Annotated in this window: 9 protein-coding genes and 2 pseudogenes; 3 read left to right on the forward strand and 8 right to left on the reverse strand. The window is 71.2% G+C overall.

Going from position 1 to position 22,221, the window contains the following annotated elements:
• Position 1: 1 nt before the first annotated feature.
• The 3 genes from OHA11_RS47305 to OHA11_RS47315 form a co-directional block, all read right to left on the reverse strand.
• Positions 2-1,126 (reverse strand): sugar ABC transporter permease, encoded by a 1,125-nt coding sequence (locus OHA11_RS47305; protein ID WP_266508808.1) that lies wholly within the window; start codon positions 1,124-1,126, stop codon positions 2-4.
• Between the two features lie 122 nt (positions 1,127-1,248).
• The gene (locus OHA11_RS47310) at positions 1,249-2,076 is read right to left on the reverse strand and encodes an ATP-binding cassette domain-containing protein (RefSeq protein ID WP_266508782.1); all 828 of its coding nucleotides are present in this window, start codon (positions 2,074-2,076) and stop codon (positions 1,249-1,251) included.
• A 32-nt stretch (positions 2,077-2,108) separates the two neighbouring features.
• A complete protein-coding gene (locus OHA11_RS47315; protein ID WP_266508784.1) occupies positions 2,109-3,185 on the reverse strand; it encodes a sugar ABC transporter substrate-binding protein in 1,077 nt (358 codons plus the stop codon).
• A gap of 309 nt (positions 3,186-3,494) precedes the next feature.
• On the opposite strand from OHA11_RS47315, the gene OHA11_RS47320 reads away from it, so the two are divergent.
• A complete protein-coding gene (locus OHA11_RS47320; protein ID WP_266508785.1) occupies positions 3,495-4,301 on the forward strand; it encodes a DeoR/GlpR family DNA-binding transcription regulator in 807 nt (268 codons plus the stop codon).
• 99 nt (positions 4,302-4,400) lie between these two features.
• On the opposite strand, the pseudogene OHA11_RS47325 reads toward OHA11_RS47320, so the two are convergent.
• Positions 4,401-4,787, reverse strand: a pseudogene (locus OHA11_RS47325) (DNA polymerase III subunit alpha); the annotation flags it as partial.
• 245 nt (positions 4,788-5,032) lie between these two features.
• Here OHA11_RS47325 and OHA11_RS47330 point away from each other — a divergent pair.
• Positions 5,033-5,341, forward strand: a pseudogene (locus OHA11_RS47330) (IS701 family transposase); the annotation flags it as partial.
• Between the two features lie 148 nt (positions 5,342-5,489).
• Here OHA11_RS47330 and OHA11_RS47335 read toward each other — a convergent pair.
• Both OHA11_RS47335 and ccrA read right to left on the reverse strand, forming a co-directional pair.
• A complete protein-coding gene (locus OHA11_RS47335; protein ID WP_266494512.1) occupies positions 5,490-7,169 on the reverse strand; it encodes an ISAzo13 family transposase in 1,680 nt (559 codons plus the stop codon).
• Between the two features lie 361 nt (positions 7,170-7,530).
• A complete protein-coding gene (gene ccrA, locus OHA11_RS47340; RefSeq protein WP_266508787.1) occupies positions 7,531-8,943 on the reverse strand; it encodes a crotonyl-CoA carboxylase/reductase in 1,413 nt (470 codons plus the stop codon).
• 382 nt (positions 8,944-9,325) lie between these two features.
• Between ccrA and OHA11_RS47345 the strand changes: the two genes are divergently transcribed.
• Positions 9,326-12,220, forward strand: a complete 2,895-nt coding sequence (locus OHA11_RS47345) for a LuxR family transcriptional regulator (RefSeq protein WP_266508789.1) — start codon at positions 9,326-9,328, stop codon at positions 12,218-12,220.
• Here OHA11_RS47345 and OHA11_RS47350 read toward each other — a convergent pair.
• Positions 12,187-13,356, reverse strand: coding sequence for a cytochrome P450 (locus OHA11_RS47350; RefSeq protein WP_266508790.1), 1,170 nt, complete (start codon positions 13,354-13,356; stop codon positions 12,187-12,189). The two genes, OHA11_RS47345 and OHA11_RS47350, sit on opposite strands and share 34 nt — an antisense overlap.
• Positions 13,353-22,220, reverse strand: coding sequence for a type I polyketide synthase (locus OHA11_RS47355; RefSeq protein WP_266508791.1), 8,868 nt, complete (start codon positions 22,218-22,220; stop codon positions 13,353-13,355). Before OHA11_RS47355 ends, OHA11_RS47350 begins: the two co-directional genes overlap by 4 nt.
• Between the last annotated feature and the right edge of the window lies 1 nt (position 22,221).

Genomic DNA, 22,221 nt, shown 5'->3' on the forward strand with positions numbered 1-22,221 from the left:
TTCACCCCCGACCGTGCGCCTGGCGCGAGCGACGGGCGACGGAGTCCAGGCCGACGGCGATGAGCAGGACCGCACCGGTGATCATGAACCGGTAGGAGGAGTCGAGGTTCAGCAGCGTGAGACCGCTGGAGATCGACTGGATGACCAGGACGCCGAGCAGGGCGGCGATGGCCGAGCCGCGGCCGCCGAACAGGCTGGTTCCGCCGATCACCGCCGCGGCGATGGCGTTGAGGTTGACGTCTCCGGTACCGGTGCTCTGGTTCGCCGCGGCCAGTCGCGACGCGGCCAGGATGCCGCCGACCGCGGCCAGGCCGGAACACAGGACGAACGCCGAGGTGTATACGCGCCGTACGTTGATGCCGGCCCTGCGGGACGCCTCGGCGTTGCCGCCGACCGCGTAGATGGATCGTCCGAACTTGGTGCGGCCGAGCACGTAGTGCGTCACCAGCACCAGGGCGACGAAGAACACGAACATCCAGGCGACGCCGCGGGTGCGGTTCAGGTAGAAGACGACGAGCAGCAGTCCGGCCAGCAGCAGAAGCGACTGCATGACAAGCCACTGCGGCGACGAGGACGACAGCCCGGCGCGGCGGCGGGTCCGGGCCCGCACCCACCCGGTGGCCAGGAATCCGCCCGCGGCCACCACGGCCAGTGCGTAGGCCATCCAGTGGGGAACGAACCACAGCTGTGCGAACTTCACCAGGCTGGAGTCGTAGGGCAGGTTGATCGCGTTCTGGCCTCGAAGCAGCCACAGTTGTACGCCGAGGAAGGCCAGCAGCCCTCCCAGCGTGACCACGAAGCTGGGTACACCGAAGCGGTTGAGCACCTGGCCGTAGAGCCAGCCGATCAGGCAGCCGGCGGCCACGGCCGCGAGGACCGCCAGCCACGTGGGCTGCTCGTTCTTGACCATGACGACGGCCGTGATCGCGGCCGACACACCGCTCACCGATCCCACGGAGAGGTCGATCTGGCCGGCCAGCAGGACGCACACGATCCCCAGCGCGAGGACGCCCACCGGAACCATGTCGAAGGACAGGTTCACCAGGTTGGTGCTGGACAGGAAGGTCGGATTCAGCAGCTGGAAGATCGTCCAGATCACCACGATGCCGCCGACGACAGGCAGCATGCCCAGGTCTCCGCCCCGCACACGGCGGATCGTGGCCCTGATGCTGTCGGTGATGCCTTGCGGCGTCACAAGACGCTCATCCTGTAGGTCGGTGGCCGTTGCCACCGAGTTTTCGGTGATGGTCACAGCTGTTCCTTCTCTTCCTGCTTTTCCTGCGGGGAAGTCAGCCGGCCTGCGGCTCGCCGCGAGACCACGTTGTCGGTCGCGCCGGTGATCGCGGCGACGATCTCCTGGGAGGAGACGTCCTTGGCGTTGTACACACCGTTGTTGCGGCCCAGCCTCAACACCGCGACGCGGTCGGCTACCGCCCGGACGTCCTCCATGTTGTGGCTGATCATCACCACGCCGAGTCCGTTGTGCTTGAGCCGCTCGACCAGGTTGAGGACCTCGGCTGTCTGCGCGACACCCAGGGCGGCCGTCGGCTCGTCGAGCAGGACGATCTTCGGGTTGCTCAGCAGTGACCGGGCGATCGCGACCGTCTGCCGCTGGCCCCCCGAGAGGGCGGCCACCGGGACGCCGAGTGTGGGGATCTTTGCCGACAGCTGTCGCAGCAACTCCCAGGAGCGCTTTTCCATGGCGACGTCGTCCAGCATCCAGGGACGGAGTTCCTGACCCAGGAACAGGTTCGCCTTGACGTCGAGGTTCTCGCACAGGGCCAGGTCCTGGAACACCGTGGCTATGCCCATCGCATGGGCAAGGGCCGGTGAGCCCAGAGACACCTTCTCGCCGTGAAAGAAGATTTCTCCCGCGTCGGGCGTGTACACCCCGGACAGGATCTTCACCAGGGTGGACTTGCCGGCGCCGTTGTCCCCGACGATGGCGACCACCTCACCGGCCGCCACGTCGAGCTCGATATCGGTCAGCGCGGCGACCGCGCCGAAGTTCTTGCAGATTCCGCTGAGCGACAACACGGTGTCCGTGCCCGCACCGGTAACCGCGGTGCCTGTCATGGTGACCCTCGTTCCTCAGAGACCTCGGACCGCTACTTGATGCCCAGGCGCCCGCAGTCGGCGGCGTACTGAGCGGTGCACACGTCCTTCGCCTTGAGCACTCCATCGGAGCCGAAGACGACCTCCTTGAGGTTCTCCTGTGTCACGACGGTCGGCTCGAACAGCTGCGACGGGGTGTTGAACAGCTTCTTGTCCGCCTTGGGCTCCTTGCCCTGCAGCAACTGCTGGGCGACATCCGCGGCCGCCTCGGCAACGATCTTGATCGGCTTGGAGATGGTGTTGTACTGATCTCCCGCGATGATGCGCTGGATCGCCGCCAGCTCCGCGTCGTTGCCGGTGATCGGCGGGACCTTCACATCCGCTGCCTTGAACGCCGCGATCGCTCCGCCGCCGGTGCCGTCGTTGGCCGCCACCACGCCGGCGATCCTGCCGCGGTACTGGGCGATCTGCCCGCTCGCCCACTGCTGGGCCTTCTCCGGTGACCAGCCTGGTGTGTCGTACTCGGCGAGCAGTTTGAACCCGCTGTCGTCGACGGCGTTGTGGACGCCCTTCTTGATCAGCCCGGCGGCGGCGTCGGTGGGCGACCCGTTGATCTGGAGCACACCCCCCTTGGCCTTGGTCTCCTTCAGGTGATCGACCAGCGACTGGGCGATGGACTCGCCGATCGCCTCGTTGTCGAACGACACATAGAAGTCCGCGGGCTTGTCCGGGATGGGCCGGTCGTAGGCGACCACCTTGACGCCCTGGGACTGGGCGGTCTGCACGATCGTGGCCGCCCCGGCGGAGTCCACCGGGTCGATCACGATCACCTTGGCTCCCTGGGCCATCGCGGAATTCGCCTGCTGCTGCTGAAGCGAGGCGTCGCTGTTGGCGTTCTGGTAGATCACCTCGCAGTCCGGGCACAGCTTGGCCATGCGCTTCTTGAACAGCGGAGCGTCGTACTGCTCGTAGCGGGTGGAGGCCAGGTCGGGCATGAGGAACGCGACCTTGCCCGACCCTCCGTCCGCCTTGGCGGTCCCGGAGTTCCCGGCACTCGGTTCCTGAGCGCATGCGGTGAGGGCACCCAGGGCGAGGATGCCGGCGAGAGCACCACTGGCCAGTCTTCTCATGTTCGACTCCTTGATCCAAGACCGTGTAGCTGCCGGGCCGGCCGCCATGACGTAACGCACAAGAAACTCTTGGCGCTCATGGGTGTCAACGGATCCTGAGAACTGAACACCGAAGTCTGATTCTTTGATCATCCTTCCTGTTCGTTCTCCTGGCATGGGTGAACATCGGTGTGCCATGCTGCTTCGGGGAGCGCGTCACAAACCGAGCTGTAACACGCTCGTAGCAGGCGGAGAGAGCGCAACGGACGAGGCGAAAGCCCGACACAGCCCGTATGTGTTCTGTTAACAGGAAGGGAACAAGGGGGCTTCATGGCGGAAGGCAAAGATCCGGCCACCGACGAGGGCGGGCGAGGGCCGCGGGAGAGGCGGGAGCGGATCAAGAGCCGTGTCGTCGACGAAGGCTTCGTCCGCATCGAGCGGCTCGCCGACGAGCTGGGCGTGACACCGATGACCATCCGTCGCGATCTCGATTACCTGCAAGGCAAGGGGTGGTTGAGAAAAGTCCGCGGCGGGGCCACCGCACAACCGTCGACGGCGTTCCACGGCGACATCCGGCACCGCACCCAGTCCATGGCGGCGGCGAAGAGTGCACTCGCCCGTGCGGCACTTCCCCTCGTCAAGCCCGGGCAGTCCCTCATTGTCGACGACAGCACCACCGCCCTCGCGCTCGCGGGACTGCTCTCGCAGCGCGCACCGCTGACGGTCATCACCAACTTCGTACCCGTGATCCAGGTTCTCGCCGGCGGTCCGGGGATCGAGCTCATCTCACTCGGCGGCGCGTACTACCCGGCCTACGACGCGTTCCTCGGCATCCGGACCATCGACGCGGTCAACAGCCTGCGTGCCGACACGCTGTTCGCCTCGACGACCGCCATCACCCGCGGCCACTGCTACCACCAGTCCCAAGAGACCGTGGGAGTGAAACGAGCCCTGATGGAAGCCTGCGACCGCAAGATCCTGCTGGTCGACCACACCAAGTTCCAACGCCGCGGGCTCTACCAGCTCGCACCCGTCACCGCGTTCGACCTCGTCATCGTCGACGCCGGCATATCGGCGTCACAGCTCGACACGCTGCAGGCCGGCGGCGTGGAAGTTCTTGTCGCCGACTCGGAGTGAAAGCCGGTTCGCGTGCGGTGGCGGAGCGGCCCGCGGCCGCTACCGGCGTCGTGCGCGGGCTCTTTCGCGGTGCCGTCTGTGCAGCTCATGGCTGCGATTGCCGACCGGTGCCGGCTGCACCGGAAGCCGGTCCAGCAGCGACGCGTTCGACAGGATCACCCCACACGGGTGCATGTCGTAGCCGCGCGGCAGCGCGCCCAGGCCCTCGGCCAGCTCCCACAGCGGTCCGAAATGGCCCGAACTGGCGGCGAGTTGCCGCAGTTCCGGGAGTTCGGCCGACGCGCTGCGGATGTCCCGGACGCGGATGTGCGGAAAGCTCTTGGCGATCTCGCCCACGACCTGTGGCGAAATCCCGAGGGCGAGCCCGGTGTCCCTCAGCGCGTGCCGGGCCCGGTAGGCCTCGGGCATTCCGGTGACCGCGGTCCGCTCCGTGCCGAACCGTCTGACGATTGCGTCGTACACCTCCAGGCGCCGCTCGGACTCCACGCGTGCAAGACGTCATGCCGGTCACTTCGAAGCCAGAAGCAGCTCCGAGGGTCACAGCACGTACAGATGCTGTTGCCGCCCCCGGCAGGACTCGAACCTGCGGCCAAGCGCTTAGCGCTGGGTTCCTCAAACGGTGTACACATTTCGGCGCCATAGCAGGCGGGTTGGTGGTGCTGGTCTGCCCCAGACCCAGGGTTTGGCGCGGGAGTTGAGCTGGCTGGTTGCAAGGGTGGTGGCGTGTCGCCTACGCGCCAGTCGGTATCGAGTTGGCCGAGCCGGTCCGGATCGCCGGCTCCCGCTGGGCGATCGAGGAGTGCTTCCAGGCCGCGAAGAACGAATGCGGCCTCGACCAGTACGAGGCCCGCCGCTACATCGGCTGCCACCGGCACATCACCCTGGCGATGCTCGCCCACGCCTTCCACCCCGCGCTCGCAGCTCAGGCCGACGTGGGCGCAAAGGGGGCTGCAGAAACGGATCAGCCCTCGTGCCGCTCACCGTGGCAGAGACACGACGGCTCCTGGACGTCTCCTGCCCCACCCACGAGCCGACCGTAACCCCGTCACCCACGCACTGAAGGGGTCGGCCTGGAGAAGACGACGCCAAGCCATCGCCCGCCGCTGCCACCACCGAAAACGCAGCTCAGGAAACGAACCGCTGCTGGAGTACTAACCCCAATGCCGTGTAGTTAGGGCCCGTAAAGAATCAAGGTGAGGGTTTTGCCTGTGGTATGAGGGCGGCGCCGTGTGTCGCGGCGTAGACGAAGAGGCCGGTGAGGGTGGTCAGGTGTGCCGCTGCGGGGCCATGGGTGTGTCCGTGCTGGTCCATGAGGTGTCTGATCTCGCCGGTGGCCTCGCGGATGGTGTCCTTGCTGACGGTGAACAGGCGGGCGAGCACGGTGGGCGGCAGGGCGAGGTGCTGTTGCAGCACAGTGGCCAGGACTCGGTCGGCCAGGTCCAGTTTGGCCCTGCGGCCGCCGCCCGGGGCCCGGCGCCGTTCGCCGCCGTCGCGCCGGGTGGTGCGGTCCGGTGCGTGCAGCGCCTGCCATTCGGTCGCCAGGGCCTCGGCCAGCGCGGTCAGTGCGGTGCTGGTCATGCCGGTCAGGGCGGGGTGCGACAGTGCCCCGCGGTCGAGGCCGGCGGCAGGGCTGTCGGAGTGCGCCGACTCGGCGGTCCGGGGGTGCACGGTGTAGTTCCATTCCCCGTGGAAGGCATGGCCGGTCAGCGGCACCGCGTTCAGCTCGACGTCGCTGACCTTCACCCCGGTGGGGTAGCTGCCGGGGTCCAGTTCGGCGTGGACGCTCAGGCCGGTGTGTGTGGTGGTCGCGGTGATGGTCTGCACGATGACTTCGTAGCTGGTCAGCGGGCGGCCGCGCCAGTTCATCGTGATCGCGGAGAACAGCCGGTGCTCGATCCGGTTCCATTTCGATGTGCCCGGAGGCATGTGGCAGACCGTGACGGCCAGGCCCGTCTCGGCGGCGAATGATGCGAGTTCGGTCTTCCAGGCGCGGGTGCGGTAGCCGTTAGAACCGCCGGCATCGGCGGTGATCAGGAGCCGGGTGGCCCGCGGGTAGTCGAAGCGCCCTTGCCCGCTCCACCAGCGGCGGATCGATTCGACCGCGAAGGCCGCGGTGTCATGATCGGTACCGACGCTGACCCAGCCGGTGTTCGCCGCCAGATCGTAGATGCCGTAAGGCAGGGCCTTGCCCAGTGCGTCACCGGGGAAGTCATGGACGTCGACCCGCACCGGATCACCGGCCGGCCGCCACTCGCGTCCGGCATTCTTGAACTCCCCGACGACTTCCTTCTTTTTCGTGTCCACGCTGACCACCGGCTCGCCACCCGCCTGATGGTCCTTGACCTGGTCGTTGATGTACCGGAACTGCGTGTCCCGGTCGGGGTGCTGAGCGCCCTCAAGAGTCTTGGCATTGGCCTGCAGGCTGAAACCGTTCTCCCGCAGCAGCCTGCCCACGGTCGGCGCCGACGTGGCATGGCCCTGCCGGGTGAGCTCCCCGGCCAGAGACCGCAGCGACTTCGTCGTCCACCGTAGCGGCGACATCGGATCGCCCCGCTCGTCCGGCTCGACCAGCGCCAGCAATGCCGGAACCAGCAGCGGGTCAAGCTCCTCGGCGTTCTTGCGACCGCCGCCGTCCCGGCGGACCCGGCCATCGGGCAACGGGCCCTCGCCGCCCTCCAGCTCGAAGACCCCCTTCCGCACCGTCGTCTCGCTCACCCCCGCGGCACGCGCGACGGCCCGGACCCCGCCGTGCCCCAGCAGCCGGGCCTCGGCGGCCAGCGCCAGCCGCTGCTGCCGCTCATTCAGATGAGGGAACAACACCCCGAATCTCAGGGCAAGTTGGTCACGAACCTCGCTCGGTATGCGCATACCACACCAACGACAGTGAGACCGTGAAGCAACGTGTTGATTCTTTACGGGCCCTAACTACACGGCATTGGTACTAACCCGGCTCCGAGTACCCGTGTCGACTTGAGTGCCATCTCGATCCGCCGTTGCCTGTTCGATGGCAAGCCAGTCGAGGTTGTGGTGGGCGTACTGGCCCGCGGTGCGCTCGATCAGCGACCGCAGCCCCAGGGCAAGGTCGTCCGGCACTGCCGTGAGGCGCTCAAGCTACGGCTGCGGCTCAGGGCGACACTGCTGGCAGTCGGGAGCCGTGCGCCTCGCCGATGCGCGCTTCGAGGCCGGGGACGCGGCGATCCTGGAAGCGGAGGTTGCTCGTCGTCGATGGTCACCGGATCTGGGTAGAGGACCGCGGTCCACCGTCGATCTCCGAGTGCCCCGGCTGTCCAGGAAGGGACGAGGCGTCGTCCTGGAAGCGGTTGATGGCGGGCTCGTGCCGCGCGCGTAGCTCCGGGTCGTCGACGCCCTGGCCCTCCGCCGGTGCCAGGCAGAGCACCCCGACCTTGCCCTGGTGACGGTTGCGGTGCACGTCCTCCACCGCTCGGCCGACCAGGTCGAGGCGGTAACTGCGGGAGAGGGTCGGGTGGATCTTTCCCCGTACGACGAGACGGTTGGCCAGCGACGCCTCCCGATAGTTGGCGAAGTGCGAGCCGATGATCCGCTTGACGTTCATCCACAGGTAGCGGTTGTCGAACTGGTGGGTGTATCCGCTGGTCGAGGCGCAGGTGACGATCGTGCCGCCGCGACGGGCCACGTACACCGAGGCCCCGAAGGTCTCCTGGCCCGGGTGCTCGAATACGATATCCGGGTCCTCGCCGCCGGTCAGGTCGCGGATGCGCTGGCCGAAGCGGCGCCACTCCCTGGGGTCCTGGGTGAACTCGTCGCGCCAGAAGCGGTAGCCGTCCGCGCCCCGGTCGATGATCGCCTCGGCGCCCATCTCCCGGCAGACCCGGCCGCGCGCCTCATTGGAGACCACGCAGATCGGGTTGCCGCCGCCGTTGAGCACGTACTGGGTGGCGTACGAGCCGAGCCCGCCGGCCGCGCCCCAGATCAGCACGTTGTCGCCCTGCTTCATGGCGGCGCCGTTGCGCGACACCAGCTGGCGGTACGCGGTCGAGTTGACGAGCCCCGGCGATGCGGCCTCCTCCCAGCTGAGATGCCCGGCCTTGGGCATCAGCTGGTTGGCTTTGACCAGGGCGAGCTCGGCCAGGCCACCGTAGTTGGTCTCGTAGCCCCAGATCCGCTGGGCCGGGTCGAGCATCGTGTCGTCGTGCCCCTCCGGCTCCTCCAGCTCCACGTTCAGGCAGTGCGCCACCACCCGGTCGCCCGGCGCCCACCGGCGTACGCCGCTGCCGGTACGCAGCACCACGCCCGCCAGGTCGGAGCCGATGACGTGCCACGGTTGGTCGTGCCGGGCGGCCAGTCCGCCGGTACGCCCGTACCGCCGCAGAAACGCGAAGGTCGGCACCGGGGCGAACAGCGCACTCCACACGGTGTTGTAGTTGACGGCGCTGGCCATCACCGCGACCAGGACCTCGTCCGGCCCCGGCTCCGGCGTGGGCACCTCACGTACGTGCAACGACTTGGTCGGCATCCGGTCGGCGTTGGGGATGCCGTCGAACATCTCCTGCTCCTCGGCCAGCAACACCGCCGCCCGGTATGCCTCGGGTACGGGTAACGCCGCGACCTCCCGGCCGTCGATCCCCGGTGTGCCGATCGTCTCCACAAAAGCAGCGTCCACGGGCGCGCCTTTCCTGCGATGTGCGCCGAGCATCGGGCGGTGTGCCGGACCCGCGCAACCCCTGTATCGGATTCGCGCCGAGGTTCAGGGGGTGCCGCACGTCTTCCTGTCTCTCCCCAGGATTCCTGTCCTTCTCCGCGCCCAGGCATAGGGGGGTGCCGCACGTCTTCCTGTCTCTCCCCAGGAATCCTGTCCTTCTCCGCGCCGAGGGATAGGGGGGTCCGCACGTCTTCCTGTCTCCCCCGGGAAACGTTTCCTTTTTTTCGCTCTGACAACCGACGAGTGGGCATTTGTATGTACAGTTGATCAGCCCACCGGCGCGAGCCGATCGGTTTCCCATGCCGGTCCGTGCTCGTCGACGAGCACGGAGGCCGTGGTGCCCATGGATCGCAACCCGATACCCGACGCCGGACTCAACTCTCGTGACGACGCGCTCGGACGGCTGCGCCCCCGGCTCCGCGACGTGGCGGCCGGACAGGGCGTCGTCGTCACCATCACCGGGCCGGTGGCCTGCGGAAAGACCAGCCTGCTCGACGCGCTGACCGACCTGCCCGGCTTCCTCGTCCTGCGAGCGCTGTGCTCGGCCGAGGAGAGCGTGCTGCCCTACGGCGTGCTCGACCAGCTCACCGATCACGAGACCGTGGCGAGCCGTGCCCCGGGTTTCGTGCCGCTGCCGGGCGCCCGTGCCACCGACGCCTCCAGCGGCGTGGACGCTGCCCGGCTCGCCAACCAATTCACCCGGGCCGTGCTGCGGCTCTCCGCCGAGCGGCCGGTCATGGTCGTCGTCGACGACGTCGACCGCGCCGACCCGGAGTCGCTGCTCAGCCTCCGGCACCTCGCTCGCCGCGTCGGCGCCGCCCGCGTCGCGCTCGTCTTCACCGAGTTACGCCAGCCGCTGCCGCCGACCTCGCATTCCACGTTCCACGCCGACCTGCTGGGACTGTCCTACTACGAGGAGATCGGGCTGCGCCCGCTCAGCCCCGGCGACGTGGCCGAGTTCGTTCGCGAACAGCTCGGCGTCGCCGACGGCGAGGACCAGCTCGGCGCCGCCGGTGGGTTCGCCGCCGACTTCTTCGGGACCACGGGCGGCAATTTGTTGCTCGTCCGCGGCCTGATCAACGACCTGCGCACGACGCGTACGGCAGCCGACGCCCAAGGCTGGCCCATCGCCGGTGACGTGGTAGTCGGCGCCGCCTTCCGCCACGCCTACCTCGGTTCGCTGCATCGCTGCGGGCCCGCCGCGGTGGGCGTCGCCCGGGCGGCCGCCGTACTCGGGGACGCGACCGACGACCGCCTCGTCTCCCGGCTCAGCGGCGTCGCGGCGGGGCAGATAGGCCGGGTGCGGTGCATGATGGGGGAGTCCGGCCTGCTGCGCGGCCTGAGCTTCCCGCATCCGGAGGCGCGCAGCGCCGTGCTCGACGACCTGTCGCCGGCCGAGCGGCGTCGGCTGCACGGGCTGGCCCTGGACGCCCTCGTTGCGCAGAGCGCGCCGGCCGACGTGCTGGCCGTGCACCAGACCCGCTCGCGCCGCAACCGCGGCCCCGGGGCGGCCGAGGTCTACGCCGCCGCGGCCACCCTGGCCTGCCGCCGCGGCGAGCTCGACGTGGCGGCGGAACGCCTGGAAGAGGCGTACGTCGCGGCCGAGGACGCCGAGTCGCGGGCCGCCCTGCGTTTTCGGCTCGCGATGAGCGAGTGGCGACGCGACCCGGGGCTGGTCGCCCGGCACGTTCCCGAACTCGCTGCCGCGTCCGCCGCCGGGCTGCTGCCGCCCTGGCACGCCGTGCTGCTGGCCTCCTGGCTGTTGCTGGCCGGCCGGATCCGTGAAGCCCTGCCCGTGCTCCAGCGCTGCCGGTTCCCCGCACAGGCCCGGGTCGAGGTGCGCACCTGGACCCGGGCGCTGTCGGTGCTCTATCCGGAGCTCTCCATCGCCGACCAATGCGATCTGGCCGACCGGGACGACCGAGCCGAGCGGACCGGCCAAGCCGACCGAGCGGAGCAGGACGGCCGAGCCGACGGGTCCGACGGGACCGCACTGGGGGAACTGGTCGCGCTGCCGGTGTCTGCCGAGTCGTGGGCGCGGGTCGTCACTGCGTACGCCCATGCTCTGCGCGGCCGCTCGGCCCGGGCCGTGGAGGAGGCCGAGCAGGTGCTGCGCCTGATCGACTCCAGCCACTGCCCCGGCGGTGACGCCGCGATCGGCGTCACCGCGCTGTTCTCCCTGGTGTACGCGGGTGACGCCGACTGCACGCAGCTCTGGTGCGAGAAGCTCACCGCCACCGCTGACGCCCAGGGATCGGCCTCCGCCGAAGCGGCGCTGGCTGCCGTACGCGCGGAACTCGCCGTGCGGCGCGGTGACTTCCCGGCCGCCGTCGAGGCCGGCCGGGCCGCGCTGAGCACGTTGAGCCTGCCGAGCTGGGGCGTCGTCGCCAGCCTGCCCCTGAGCTGCCTCGTCGTGGCACACACCAGGATCGGCCGGTACGACGAGGCGGCACGTTACCTGGAGGAGGCGGTGCCGGAGGCGACCGATCGGAGCGTCTTCGGCCTGCACCAGTTGTGGGCGCGCGGGCAGTACCACCTGGCGACGGGCCACGCGCACGCCGCGTACACGGATCTGCGCATCTGCGGCGAGCGGATGCAGCGCTGGCGCATGGACGTGTCCGACCTGCTGACGTGGCGGGTCGGGGTCGCCGAGACCCTGCTGGCGCAGGACGGTCCGTGCATGGAAGGCCGGCGGCTGCTGCGTGAGGAGCTGGACCGGGCGCCCACCGGCCGGGTACGGGGGCTTGCCCTGCTCGCGATGGCCGGCTACAGCGCGATCGGCAGACGCGTCGAACTGCTGGAGCAGGCCGTGGAGTTGCTGGCCGGTGACCGGTACGCCCGGGCCCGCGCCCATGCCGACCTGGGCGACACCTACACCTTGCTGAAGCAGCACGTCAGGGCCCGGCAGGCGTTCGGTAGCGCCCGCCTGCTGGCCCAGGCATGCGGCGCCGTGCCGCTGCTCAACCGGCTCGGCGCCGAAGCCGCCGAAGCCGCCGAAGCCGACGGCTCCCCGGCGCAGCGCGTGGCCGCGCTGACCGACGCCGAGGCCAGGGTGGCCTCGCTGGCGGCGGCGGGCTGCACGAACCGCGAGATCGCCATGCGGTTGTTCGTCACGGCGAGCACCGTCGAGCAGCACCTCACGAAGATCTTCCGCAAGCTCGGCGTCCGCAACCGGCGTGACCTGCCGACCGATCTCGCCGCCGGCTACCAGGTGACGATCAGGCGGGCGGGGCTGTAGAAGCCGATCGTCTCGGCCATCGGCACGGTGGCGTCCGGGTCCGCGAGCCGCAGCCCGGGAAGCCGGTCCAAGAGCCGCGAGTAGGCGACCTTCATCTCGACGCGGGCCAGGTGCTGCCCGAGGCACTTGTGCACGCCGCCGCCGAACGCGAAGTTGCCGCTCGCGTCGCGGGTGACGTCGAACCGGTCGGGCTCGGCGTACCGCTCGGGGTCCCGGTTCGCCGTCGAGAACAAGGGGAGCACCCGGTCGCCGGCCGCGATGCGCTGCCCGCGCAGCTCGATGTCCTCGGCCGCCACGCGGAGGATGCCGCCCTGGTTCACCGGGAGGTACCGCAGCAGCTCCTCGACAGCCCCGTCCCAGCCGGCCGGTCCCGACCGCGTGGCCGCCAGTTGCTCCGGGTACACGAGGAAGGCATGGATGCCGTACGCGATCAGCCGGTCCACCGCCTCGTGCCCGGCGATGGCCAGCGTGGCGATCGCGCCCGTGGCCTCCTCGGCGGTCAGCGCGTCAGCCCGGTCGGCGGAGACCAGGCGGGAGATCGGGTCGTCGCCGGGCGCCGAGCGCTTGTCGGCGGCGATCCGCGCGGAGATCTCCCAGATGGTCTGCCGTGCCGTGGCCGCGGTGGTCAGGTCCTGCGCCGCGACCAGCGTGGAGACCGCGTGGTCGAGGTCGGCGTAAAGCTGGTCGGGCAGGTCGTAGAGCGCCTGGATGACCAGCGACGGCAGCTTGTTCGCGTACGCCTCGACGAGGTCGGCGCCCGGCCCCGCCGCGACCACGTCGTCGAGCAGCCGGTCGGCCAGCTCGGTGATGGTCGGCTCGGCGGCACGCGCCGCCCGCAGGGAGAAGTCGTCGGCGAGCAGCCGCCGGTAGCGGGTGTGCTCGGGGCGGTCCATACCGGAGAACCAGCCCGGCGGCACCTCGGGGGCGTCCGGGAAGATGGACAGCGCGGAGGAGTACCGCGGATCCGTGGTCACGGCCTTGACGTCCTCTGCGCGCGACACCATCCAGTGCTGTACGCCGAACAGCTCGAACGGCGCGACCATGCCGCTGTGCAGGAGCCCGAGGTGGGCGTCCTGAGGGTCGAACGGGCACCGCCGGGGCGGCGCGGCGGCTGGGGTCTCACTGATGTCGGTCATGCTTTCACTCCCCATTTCGTGGCTATGCGAGCGAGCAGGCCGGTGATGGCCTCGTGCTCCGGGCTGCCGCGGCGCAGCCCCAGGATCGGGCCGTCGAGTGCGTCCAGGTCGCCGAGCACGGCCAGCACCGTGTCGACCTCGTCCTCGTCGTCCTCCGCGGGGTCCGGCGAAGGCGCGTACGGCGAAGGCACGTCAGACGGGGACGACGGCGTCTCCTCCGGCGTCGTGGCCGCGAACAGGCTGGTCAGGTGATCGGCGAGCCGGGCCGGCGTCGGGTGGTCGAACGCCACGCCGCCCGCGAGGGCCAGGCCCGTCGCCGCGGTCAGCCGGTTGCGCAGCCGGGAGGCGCCCAGCGAGTCCAGCCCCAGCTCCAGGAAGGAGGTGTTGTCGCGCACGCCGATCGTGTCGGCCCGGCCGAGCAGCAGGGCGACCTGGACGCGTACCAGGTCGAGCAGCGCGTCCCGGCGCGCCGCGGCGGCCATCAGGTCGTAGCGCTGCCTTTCCGGGTCCGGCGCCGGCGTCACCGCGGCCGGCGAGGCGCCGACCTGGCCGGTGGACGCGAGCCAATAGGTCTCCCGGCGGAACGCGTAGACGGGCAGGTCGACCGGGCGCCCACCGGCCAGGACGGCCGGCCACCGCAGGTCCACCCCGGCGGTGAACAGTTCCCCGGCCGCGGCGAGGATGCCGATCTCGTCGGGCACCCGCCGGGTGAGCAGCGGATGGAACGTGCCCTCGACGGTCTCGCCCGCCATCGCGCTCAGCGAGCCGGACGGCCCCACCTCGACGAACGTGTCCACCCCGAGGCCGGTCAGCGCGGTCAGCGCGGCGCCGAAACGAACCGGCCGGCGGGCGTGCCGCAGCCAGTAGTCCGGCGTGGTGAGGTCGCCCGGACCGGCCGGCTCGCCGGTCACCGTGGACACGACCGGCAGGGACGGCTCGCGGAAGGTGAGGGTTTCGAGCACCGCGCGGAACCCCTCCAGTACGGCGTCGACATCGCGGGAGTGGAAGGCCCGGCCGACCTGCAGGCGGCGCGCCTGGCGGCCGGCGGCGGCCTGCCCGCCGACGAACCTGTCCACGGCCTCCTCCGGCCCGGACACCACCGTCATCTCGGGACCGTTGACCGCGGCCACGTCCAGGTCCGGGGGAAGGACGGCACGGGTCTCGCTCTCGGACGCCCGTACCGCCGCCATCGCGCCGGGTGGCAGGTCCCGCAGCGCGGCACCGCGCGCGGCCACCAGCGACGCCGCGTCGGACAGCGACAGCACGCCCGCCACGTGGGCGGCGGCAACCTCGCCGATGGAGTGTCCGGCGACCGCGTCGGGCGTCAGACCCCACGAGGCCAGCAGCCGGTGGAGCGCCACCTCCAGCGCGAACAGCCCGGCCTGGGTGTAGAGCGTGTCGTCGGTCAGCTCCCGCCCGGCCTCGGTGAAGTACACGTGCGCGACGCCGTGCTCCAGATACGGGTCGAGCGCCGCGCACACCTCGTCCCACGCCTTGGCGAACACGGGATGGCGCCGGTACAGGGCCTGGCCCATGCCGTGCCTCTGGGTGCCCTGGCCGTCGAACAGGAACGCGACCCGCCGGTGGGGAACGGCCTCGCCCAGCTGCGTCCCCGGCCCCTGGTCACCGGTCGCCAGCAGGGAGAGCTCCCGCAGCAGCCCTTCGTGTTCGGCCGCCATCACGGCGGCCCGCCGCGGCAGCGGGGTGCGCGTGGTCGCCAGCGCGTACGCCACATCGCGCATCTTCTGCTCCGGGCGGGCGAGCAGGTGGGCGCGGAGTCGGCCGGCCTGTTCCCGCAGCGAGGGCAGGTCGTCGGCCGACAGCAGCAGCGGCACTGTTTCGTCGCCGTCGCCGTCGCCGTCGCCGTCGCCGTCGCCGTCGCCGGGCGGTTCGGCCGGTGCGGCGGCGTCCTCAAGGATCAGATGCGCGTTCGTGCCGCTGAGCCCGAAGGCGGACACCGCGGCCCGCCGCGGGCGATCACCGCGGGGCCATGGCTGTTCGCCGGTCAGCAGCTCGACCGCGCCCGCCGACCAGTCGACGTGTGGGGTCGGCTCGTCCACGTGCAGCGTCCGTGGCATCGTGCCGTGCCGCATCGCCTCGACCATCTTGATCACACCGGCGACCCCGGCGGCCGCGACGGTGTGCCCGATGTTCGACTTCAGCGAGCCGATGCGGACCGGCGGCCCGTCCGGGCGTTGCCCGTAGGTGGCGATCAGCGCGTCCGCCTCGACCGGGTCGCCGAGCGTGGTGCCGGTGCCGTGCGCCTCCACCACGTCGACGTCACCGGTCGCCAGTCCGGCGGCCCGCAGGGCGGATCGGATCACCCGCTGCTGCGCCGTGCCGTTCGGTGCGGTGAGCCCGTTGGAGGCGCCGTCGGAGTTGACGGCGCTGCCCCGGATCACCGCCAGCACCCGGTGACCGTGGCGTTCCGCGTCGGACAGCCGTTCCAGTACCACCAGCCCGGCGCCCTCGGACCAGCCCGTCCCGTCGGAGGCCGCGGCGAACGACTTGCACCGGCCGTCGGCGGCCAGCCCGCGCTGCCGGGAGAACTCGGTGAACAGCACCGGCGACGCCATCACCGCGACGCCACCGGCGAGGGCCAGCGAGCACTCGCCGTGCCGGAGCGCCTGCGCAGCGAGGTGCAGCGCCACGAGCGAGGACGAGCACGCGGTGTCGACGGTGACCGCCGGTCCGTGCAGTCCGAGGGAGTACGCGACCCGGCCCGACATGGCGCTGGTCGAGCCGCCGGTCAGCAGGTTGCCCTCGACCGCGGCGTCCACGCCGTACCCCTGGGCCGCGGCGCCCACGTACACGCCGGTCTCGCTGCCGCGCAGATTGCCCGGCGCGATCCGCGCGCGTTCGAGCGCCTCCCAGGCGATCTCCAGCAGGATCCGCTGCTGCGGATCCATGCCCAGCGCCTCCCGCGGGCTGATTCCGAAGAACGCCGCGTCGAAGCGGGCCGCGCCGGAGAGAAAACCACCTTCTCTGACGTACGAGCGCCCGGGCGCGTCGGGGTCGTCGTCGAAGAGCGAGTCGAGATCCCAGCCCCGGTCCGCTGGGAACGGGCCCACGGCGTCGCGCCCCTCGGCGACCAGGCGCCACAGCTCCTCGGGCGAGCTGATGTCGCCGGGCAGCCGGCAGGCCATGCCCACGATCGCGATCGGCTCGTCCTTGTCGGCGGAGGCCTCCACCGCCGGCTCCGCCACGTGATCCGTGATCAGCAGCGACAGCAGGTGGGTCGCCAGTGCCTCCGGGGTCGGATGGTTGAACACCAGCGTGCTCGGCAGGGTGAGCCCGGAGGCCGTGGCGAGGCGGTTGCGCAGCTCCACCGAGGTCAGCGAGTCGAAGCCCAGCTCCTGAAAGGGGCGGTCGGGCCGGATCGCCTCCGCGCCGGTGTGCCCGAGCACGGTGGCGGTCTCCGCGAGGACGACCTCCAGCAGGAGCCGGAGCCGCTCGGCGCCGGACGCGGCGCCCACCCGCGTGGTCAGGGACGCGGTCGTGGCGGCCTGCGGTGTCGCCCGCCGCGCCCTCGGCGCCAGCTCGCGGAGCAGCGGCGGCGGGTCGGTACGGGCCAGCCTGGCGGGATCGATCGTGGCCAGCACGAGGGACCGGTCGGCGGCGGCGAGGGCGAGATCCAGCAGGGCCATGCCCTGCTCGGCGGAGATCCGGTCGAAGCGGTTGTCGCCGGCCATGCCGGCGGTCATCGTGCTGGTGTCCTGCCACAGTCCCCAGTGGAGCGTCCGGGTGCGGGGATGGTGGTAGGCCAGCTGGGTGAGGAAATTGTTGGCGGCGGCGTAGGCGGCCTGGCCCGGATTGGCGAGCGTGGTGGCGGCGCTGCCGTAGTGGGTGATGTGCTTCAGGTTCGTCAGCGTCGCGGCGTGGCGGTGCAGGTGGTGGGCGCCGTCGACCTTGGGTGCGAGGACGGCGTCGAGCTGGTCGGGCGTCAAGGTCTGGATCGTGGCGTCGGACAGGACCCCGGCGGTGTTGACGATGACGGTGATCCCGGGATGGTCGGCGAAGACCCGGCCGAGGGCGTCGTGGTCGGTGAGGTCGCAGGCGATGCCGGTGGCGTCGACCCCGTCGGGGACGGCGCCGCTGCGGGAGAGCAGCAGCAGGTCGGTCACGCCGTGGGCGTCGTGCAGGTGGCGGGCGAGGATGCCGGCCAGGGTGCCCGATCCGCCGGTGATCAGCACGGTGTCGTGGCGGTCCAGGGCCTGCGGGACGGCGAGGGCGATCTTGCCGGTATGCCGGGCCTGGCTCATGTACGAGAAGGCGTCCTTGGCGTGGCGGACGTCGAAGACGGTGACGGGCAGGGGAGTGAGCGCGCCGTCGGCGAACAGGGTGTGCAACTCGGCGAGGATGTCGTGCAGGCGGTCGGGGCCGGCGTCGATGAGGTCGAACGCGTCGGCGGCGTCGCGGATGTCGGTCTTGCCCATCTCCAGGAACCGGCCGCCGGGCTTGAGCAGCGCGTACGAGGCGTCGATCAGCTCGCCGGTCAGCGAGTTGAGGACCACGTCCATCGGCGGGAACACCTCAGCGAAGCGGGCGTCGCGGGACGAGGCGATGTGGTCGTCGGGGATGCCCAGGGCGCGCAGCAGCGGCCATTTCGACGGGTGGGCGGTGGTGTAGAGGTCCGCGCCGAGATGCCTCGCGAGTTGGACGGCGGCCATGCCGACGCCGCCGGTGGCGGCGTGGACGAGCAGCCGTTGCCCGGGCTGGACACCGGACAGATGGGTGAGGGCGTAGTGGGCGGTGGCGTACGCGATGGGGACGGTCGCGGCGGTGTCGTGGCTCCACCGGTCGGGGATGTGGTGGACGAGGCGGGCGTCGGTGACGGCGCTGGGGGAGAAGGCACCGGTGAACAGGCCGTGCACGCGGTCGCCGACGGCGAATCCGGTGACGCCGTCGCCGACCTCGGTGATCGTGCCGGAGGCTTCGCTGCCCAGCTGCTGGCCGTGGGCGGTCAGGCCGAGGGCCAGCATGATGTCGCGGAAGTTGAGCCCGGCGGCGTGGACGGCGACGCGGACGTGTCCCGGCGGGCACGGTTCGGGTTCGGCCGGGGTGAGAGTGAGGTTGGTGAAGGTGCCGGGGTCGGGCACGGCCAGCCGCCAGTTGCCGGTGGCCGGCGGCGTGAGGGCGGTGGGATCGGTGCCCGGTCGCAGGCGCGGCGCGCTCAACTGTCGGTCACGACAGCGCAGTTGAGGTTCTCCGGCGGCGAGCAGGACGGCCGGGGCGAGGGTGTCGTCGGTGTCGGCCAGCACGAACTGGCCGGGGTGCTCGTTCTGGGCGACGGCGGCCATGGCCCAGGCGGGGCTGTCGGCCCGGGCGGTGACGAGGACCGGTGCCGTGAGGTCGTCGGCGAGAACGGTTCGCAGTTCGGTGAGCAGCGAGCGCAGGGTCGAGCGGCAGGCGTCGGGGTCCGGACCGGCCGGTGGACTGCCGATCACCCGCACGGTGTCCGGTCTGGCCTCCGGCAGGGCGACCGGTGCCCACACGGTGCGGAACACCGAGTGCGCCGGGACCGCCGTCCGCGCGGTGTGCGGGCGGGTGGTGACGCCGGCGATGGTCAGCACCGGTCGCCCGGCCGGGTCCACGGCGGTGACCGTGAAGCCGTGCCCGGTGGTGGGTGTGACCCGGGCCAGCAGACGTGTGGCGGCGACCGCGTGCAGGTGCACCTGGTCGAATGCGAACGGCAGGTGTACGCCGGTGCCCGGGGCGGCCACCAGGGTGGCGGCGTGCAGCACGGCGTCGGTCAACGCCGGATGGGCGCCGAAGCCCGCGGCGTCGCCCGGCAGGACGATCTCGGCGTAGACGTCGGCGCCGGAACGCCATGCGGTGCTGAGACCCCGGAAGGACGGACCGTAGCCGTAACCCGCCGCTTCCAGAGCGGGGTAGAAGCCGGTCAGGTCCACCGGCTCCGCGTCGTCGGGCACCGCGACCGGCGCGGGCGGCGTGGCCGGGCCCTCGGCGGCGAGCAGCACCGAGGCGTGCCGCGTCCAGGCGCCCGGCTGCCCCGAGTGGATCGTCGCGGTCAGGGCCGTACGGTCGATCGAGATCAGGAGGTCGACGGCGGCCGTGAGCGCCAACGGCGACTCGATGACGAGCTCGGCGACGCCGGCGGCGCCCACCTCGTCGGCGGCGTGCAGGGCAAGCTCGACGAAGGCTGTGCCCGGGAACAGGACGGTGCCGTTGACCGCGTGGTCCGTCAGCCATCCGTGTGGCCGCACGCGCCCGAGCAGCACGGTCGTGTCGCCCGGCAGCTCGACCGCGGTGTGCAGGAAGGGGTGCTTGAGGGTGCCCCCGGCGCTGCCGCCGCCGTCGATCCAGTGGCGCTGGTGCTGGAAGGGATAGGTGGGTAGTTCCGCGAAGGGCGCGGGCGGAATGATCGTGGTCCAGTCGACCGGCACACCGGCCACGAACGCCTGCGCCAGCGACGCCAGCATCCGCTCTCCGCCGCCGTCCTCACGCCGCAGGGTGGGGACGGTGACCGCGTCGTCGAGGGCGGGGATCAGCACCGGCCTCGCACTCACCTCGATGAACACCGCGTCGTCGAAACCCGCCGCCGCCGGGGCGAACCGGACCTGCTGCCGCAGATTCCGGAACCAGTACTCATCGTCCAGCGCACCGGTGACCCACGCCTCGTCCACGGTCGACAGCCACGGGATCACCGGTGCCTGCGACGGCACCGACACCACCGCACCGCGCAACGCCTCGACATGCGGGGTGTGCGACGCGTAGTCCACCGCGATCCGCCGCCCGCCATAACGAGCACGAACCGCCTCCACCGCGTCCGGCACACCCGCCACGACCGTCGAGGACGGCCCGTTCAACGCCGCCACCCACACCCCGTCAGGCAACTCGATACCGTCGGCAGGCAACGGAATCGACGCCATCGCCCCCTTGCCCGCCAGCGTCGAAGCAATCGCCTGACTGCGCAGCGCCACCACCTTCGCCGCATCAGCCAGCGACACCGCACCCGCGACACAGGCTGCCGCGATCTCACCCTGCGAATGCCCGATCACCGCGGACGGCTGCACACCCGCCGCCTGCCACACCGCCGCCAGCGACACCATCACCGCCCACGACGCCGGCTGCAACCACTCCACCCGATCCGGAGCATCAACCGCCTCCCACAGATCCAGATACGGCGACAACGCCTCCGCACACTCACTCATCCGCGCCGCGAACACCGGAGAGGCATCCAGCAACGCACGCCCCATCCCCGCCCACTGCGTCCCCTGACCCGGAAACACGAACACGACGTCGGGATCGGCCGAGGCGACTCCCGTCACGGTGGTGTCGCCGACGCGGACCGCCCGGTGGTCCAGCAACGCTCGCGTCGTGGCCAGGGCGAAGGCCACGTCCGTACCGGACTCCGCACGGGCTTGCAGCACGGCGAGGGCCTCGGGGTCCTTCGCGGAGAACACCAGGGGCACGGGCCCGGACACCACGGGAGTGAACGGCACCGCGGCCGGAACCTCCACGGCCGGCGCCTCCTCCACGATCACGTGCGCGTTCGTGCCGCTGACGCCGAACGACGAGACGGCCGCACGCCGGGGCCGACCCGGGGAGCCGGGCCACGGCACGTTCGAGGTCAGCAGCTCGACCGTGCCGGACGTCCAGTCCACGTGCGGCGAGGGCGCGTCGATGTGCAGGCTCCGCGGCATGGTCTCGTGCCGCATCGCCTGGATCATCTTGATCACCCCGGCGACTCCGGCGGCCGCCTGGGTGTGCCCGAGGTTCGACTTCACCGAACCCAGGCGCACCGGCTCGTCGGCGGTCCGTTCGCCGTACGTGGCCAGCACGCCCTGGGCCTCGATGGGGTCGCCGAGGGTGGTTCCGGTGCCGTGTGCCTCGACGAGGTCGATGTCGGCGGTGGTGAGGCGGGCGTCGGCGAGCGCGGCGCGGATGACGCGTTGCTGGGAGGGTCCGTTGGGGGCGGTGAGCCCGTTGGAGGCGCCGTCCTGGTTGACCGCCGACCCGCGGACCACGGCCAGGACGGGGTGGCCGTTGCGCCGGGCGTCGGAGAGTCGTTCGACCACGAGCACGCCGACGCCCTCGGACCAGCCCGTCCCGTCCGCCGACGCCGCGAACGCCTTGCAGCGGCCGTCCGCGGCGAGCCCGCGCTGCCGCGAGAACGATCGGAAGACCGTGGGGGACGTCATGACGGTGACGCCGCCGACCAGGGCCAGCGACGACTCGCCGGTGCGCAGCGACTGGGCGGCCAGGTGCAGGGCGACCAGGGAGGAAGAGCAGGCGGTGTCGACGGTGACCGCGGGTCCCTCAAGCCCGTAGAAGTAGGACAGGCGGCCGGAGACGACGCTCGCGGAGACCCCCGTGCCGATCCAGCCTTCCAGGTCGGGTTCGCCGGCCAGGAGCCCCGCGTAGTCCTGGCCGTTGCTGCCCATGAAGACGCCGGTGGCGCTGCCGCGCAGCTCGTCGGCGCGCAGGCCCGCGTGTTCGAGGGCCTCCCAGGAGACCTCCAGCAGGAGCCGCTGCTGTGGGTCCATGGCGGTGGCCTCCCGCGGGCTTATCCCGAAGAACGCCGCGTCGAACCCGGCCGCGTCGGTCAGGAAACCGCCCTGCCCGGTGGTGGAGCGGCCCACCGCGTCCGGGTCGGGGTCGACCAGGGTCTCCAGCTCCCAGCCGCGGTCACCGGGGAACGGGCCGATCGCGTCACCGCCGCCGACGACCAGCCGCCACAGGTCGTCCGCCGAGGCCACCCCGCCCGGATAGCGGCAGGCCATGCCCACGACGGCCAGCGGTTCGCCGGTGCGGGCGGTGGTCTCGGCCAGGCGCCGACGGGTCTCGTGCAGTTCGGCGGTGGTCCAGCGCAGGTATTCGACGATCTTCTCGTCGGCCATG

Source organism: Streptomyces sp. NBC_00878 (assembly GCF_026341515.1).
Lineage (GTDB): Bacteria > Actinomycetota > Actinomycetes > Streptomycetales > Streptomycetaceae > Streptomyces.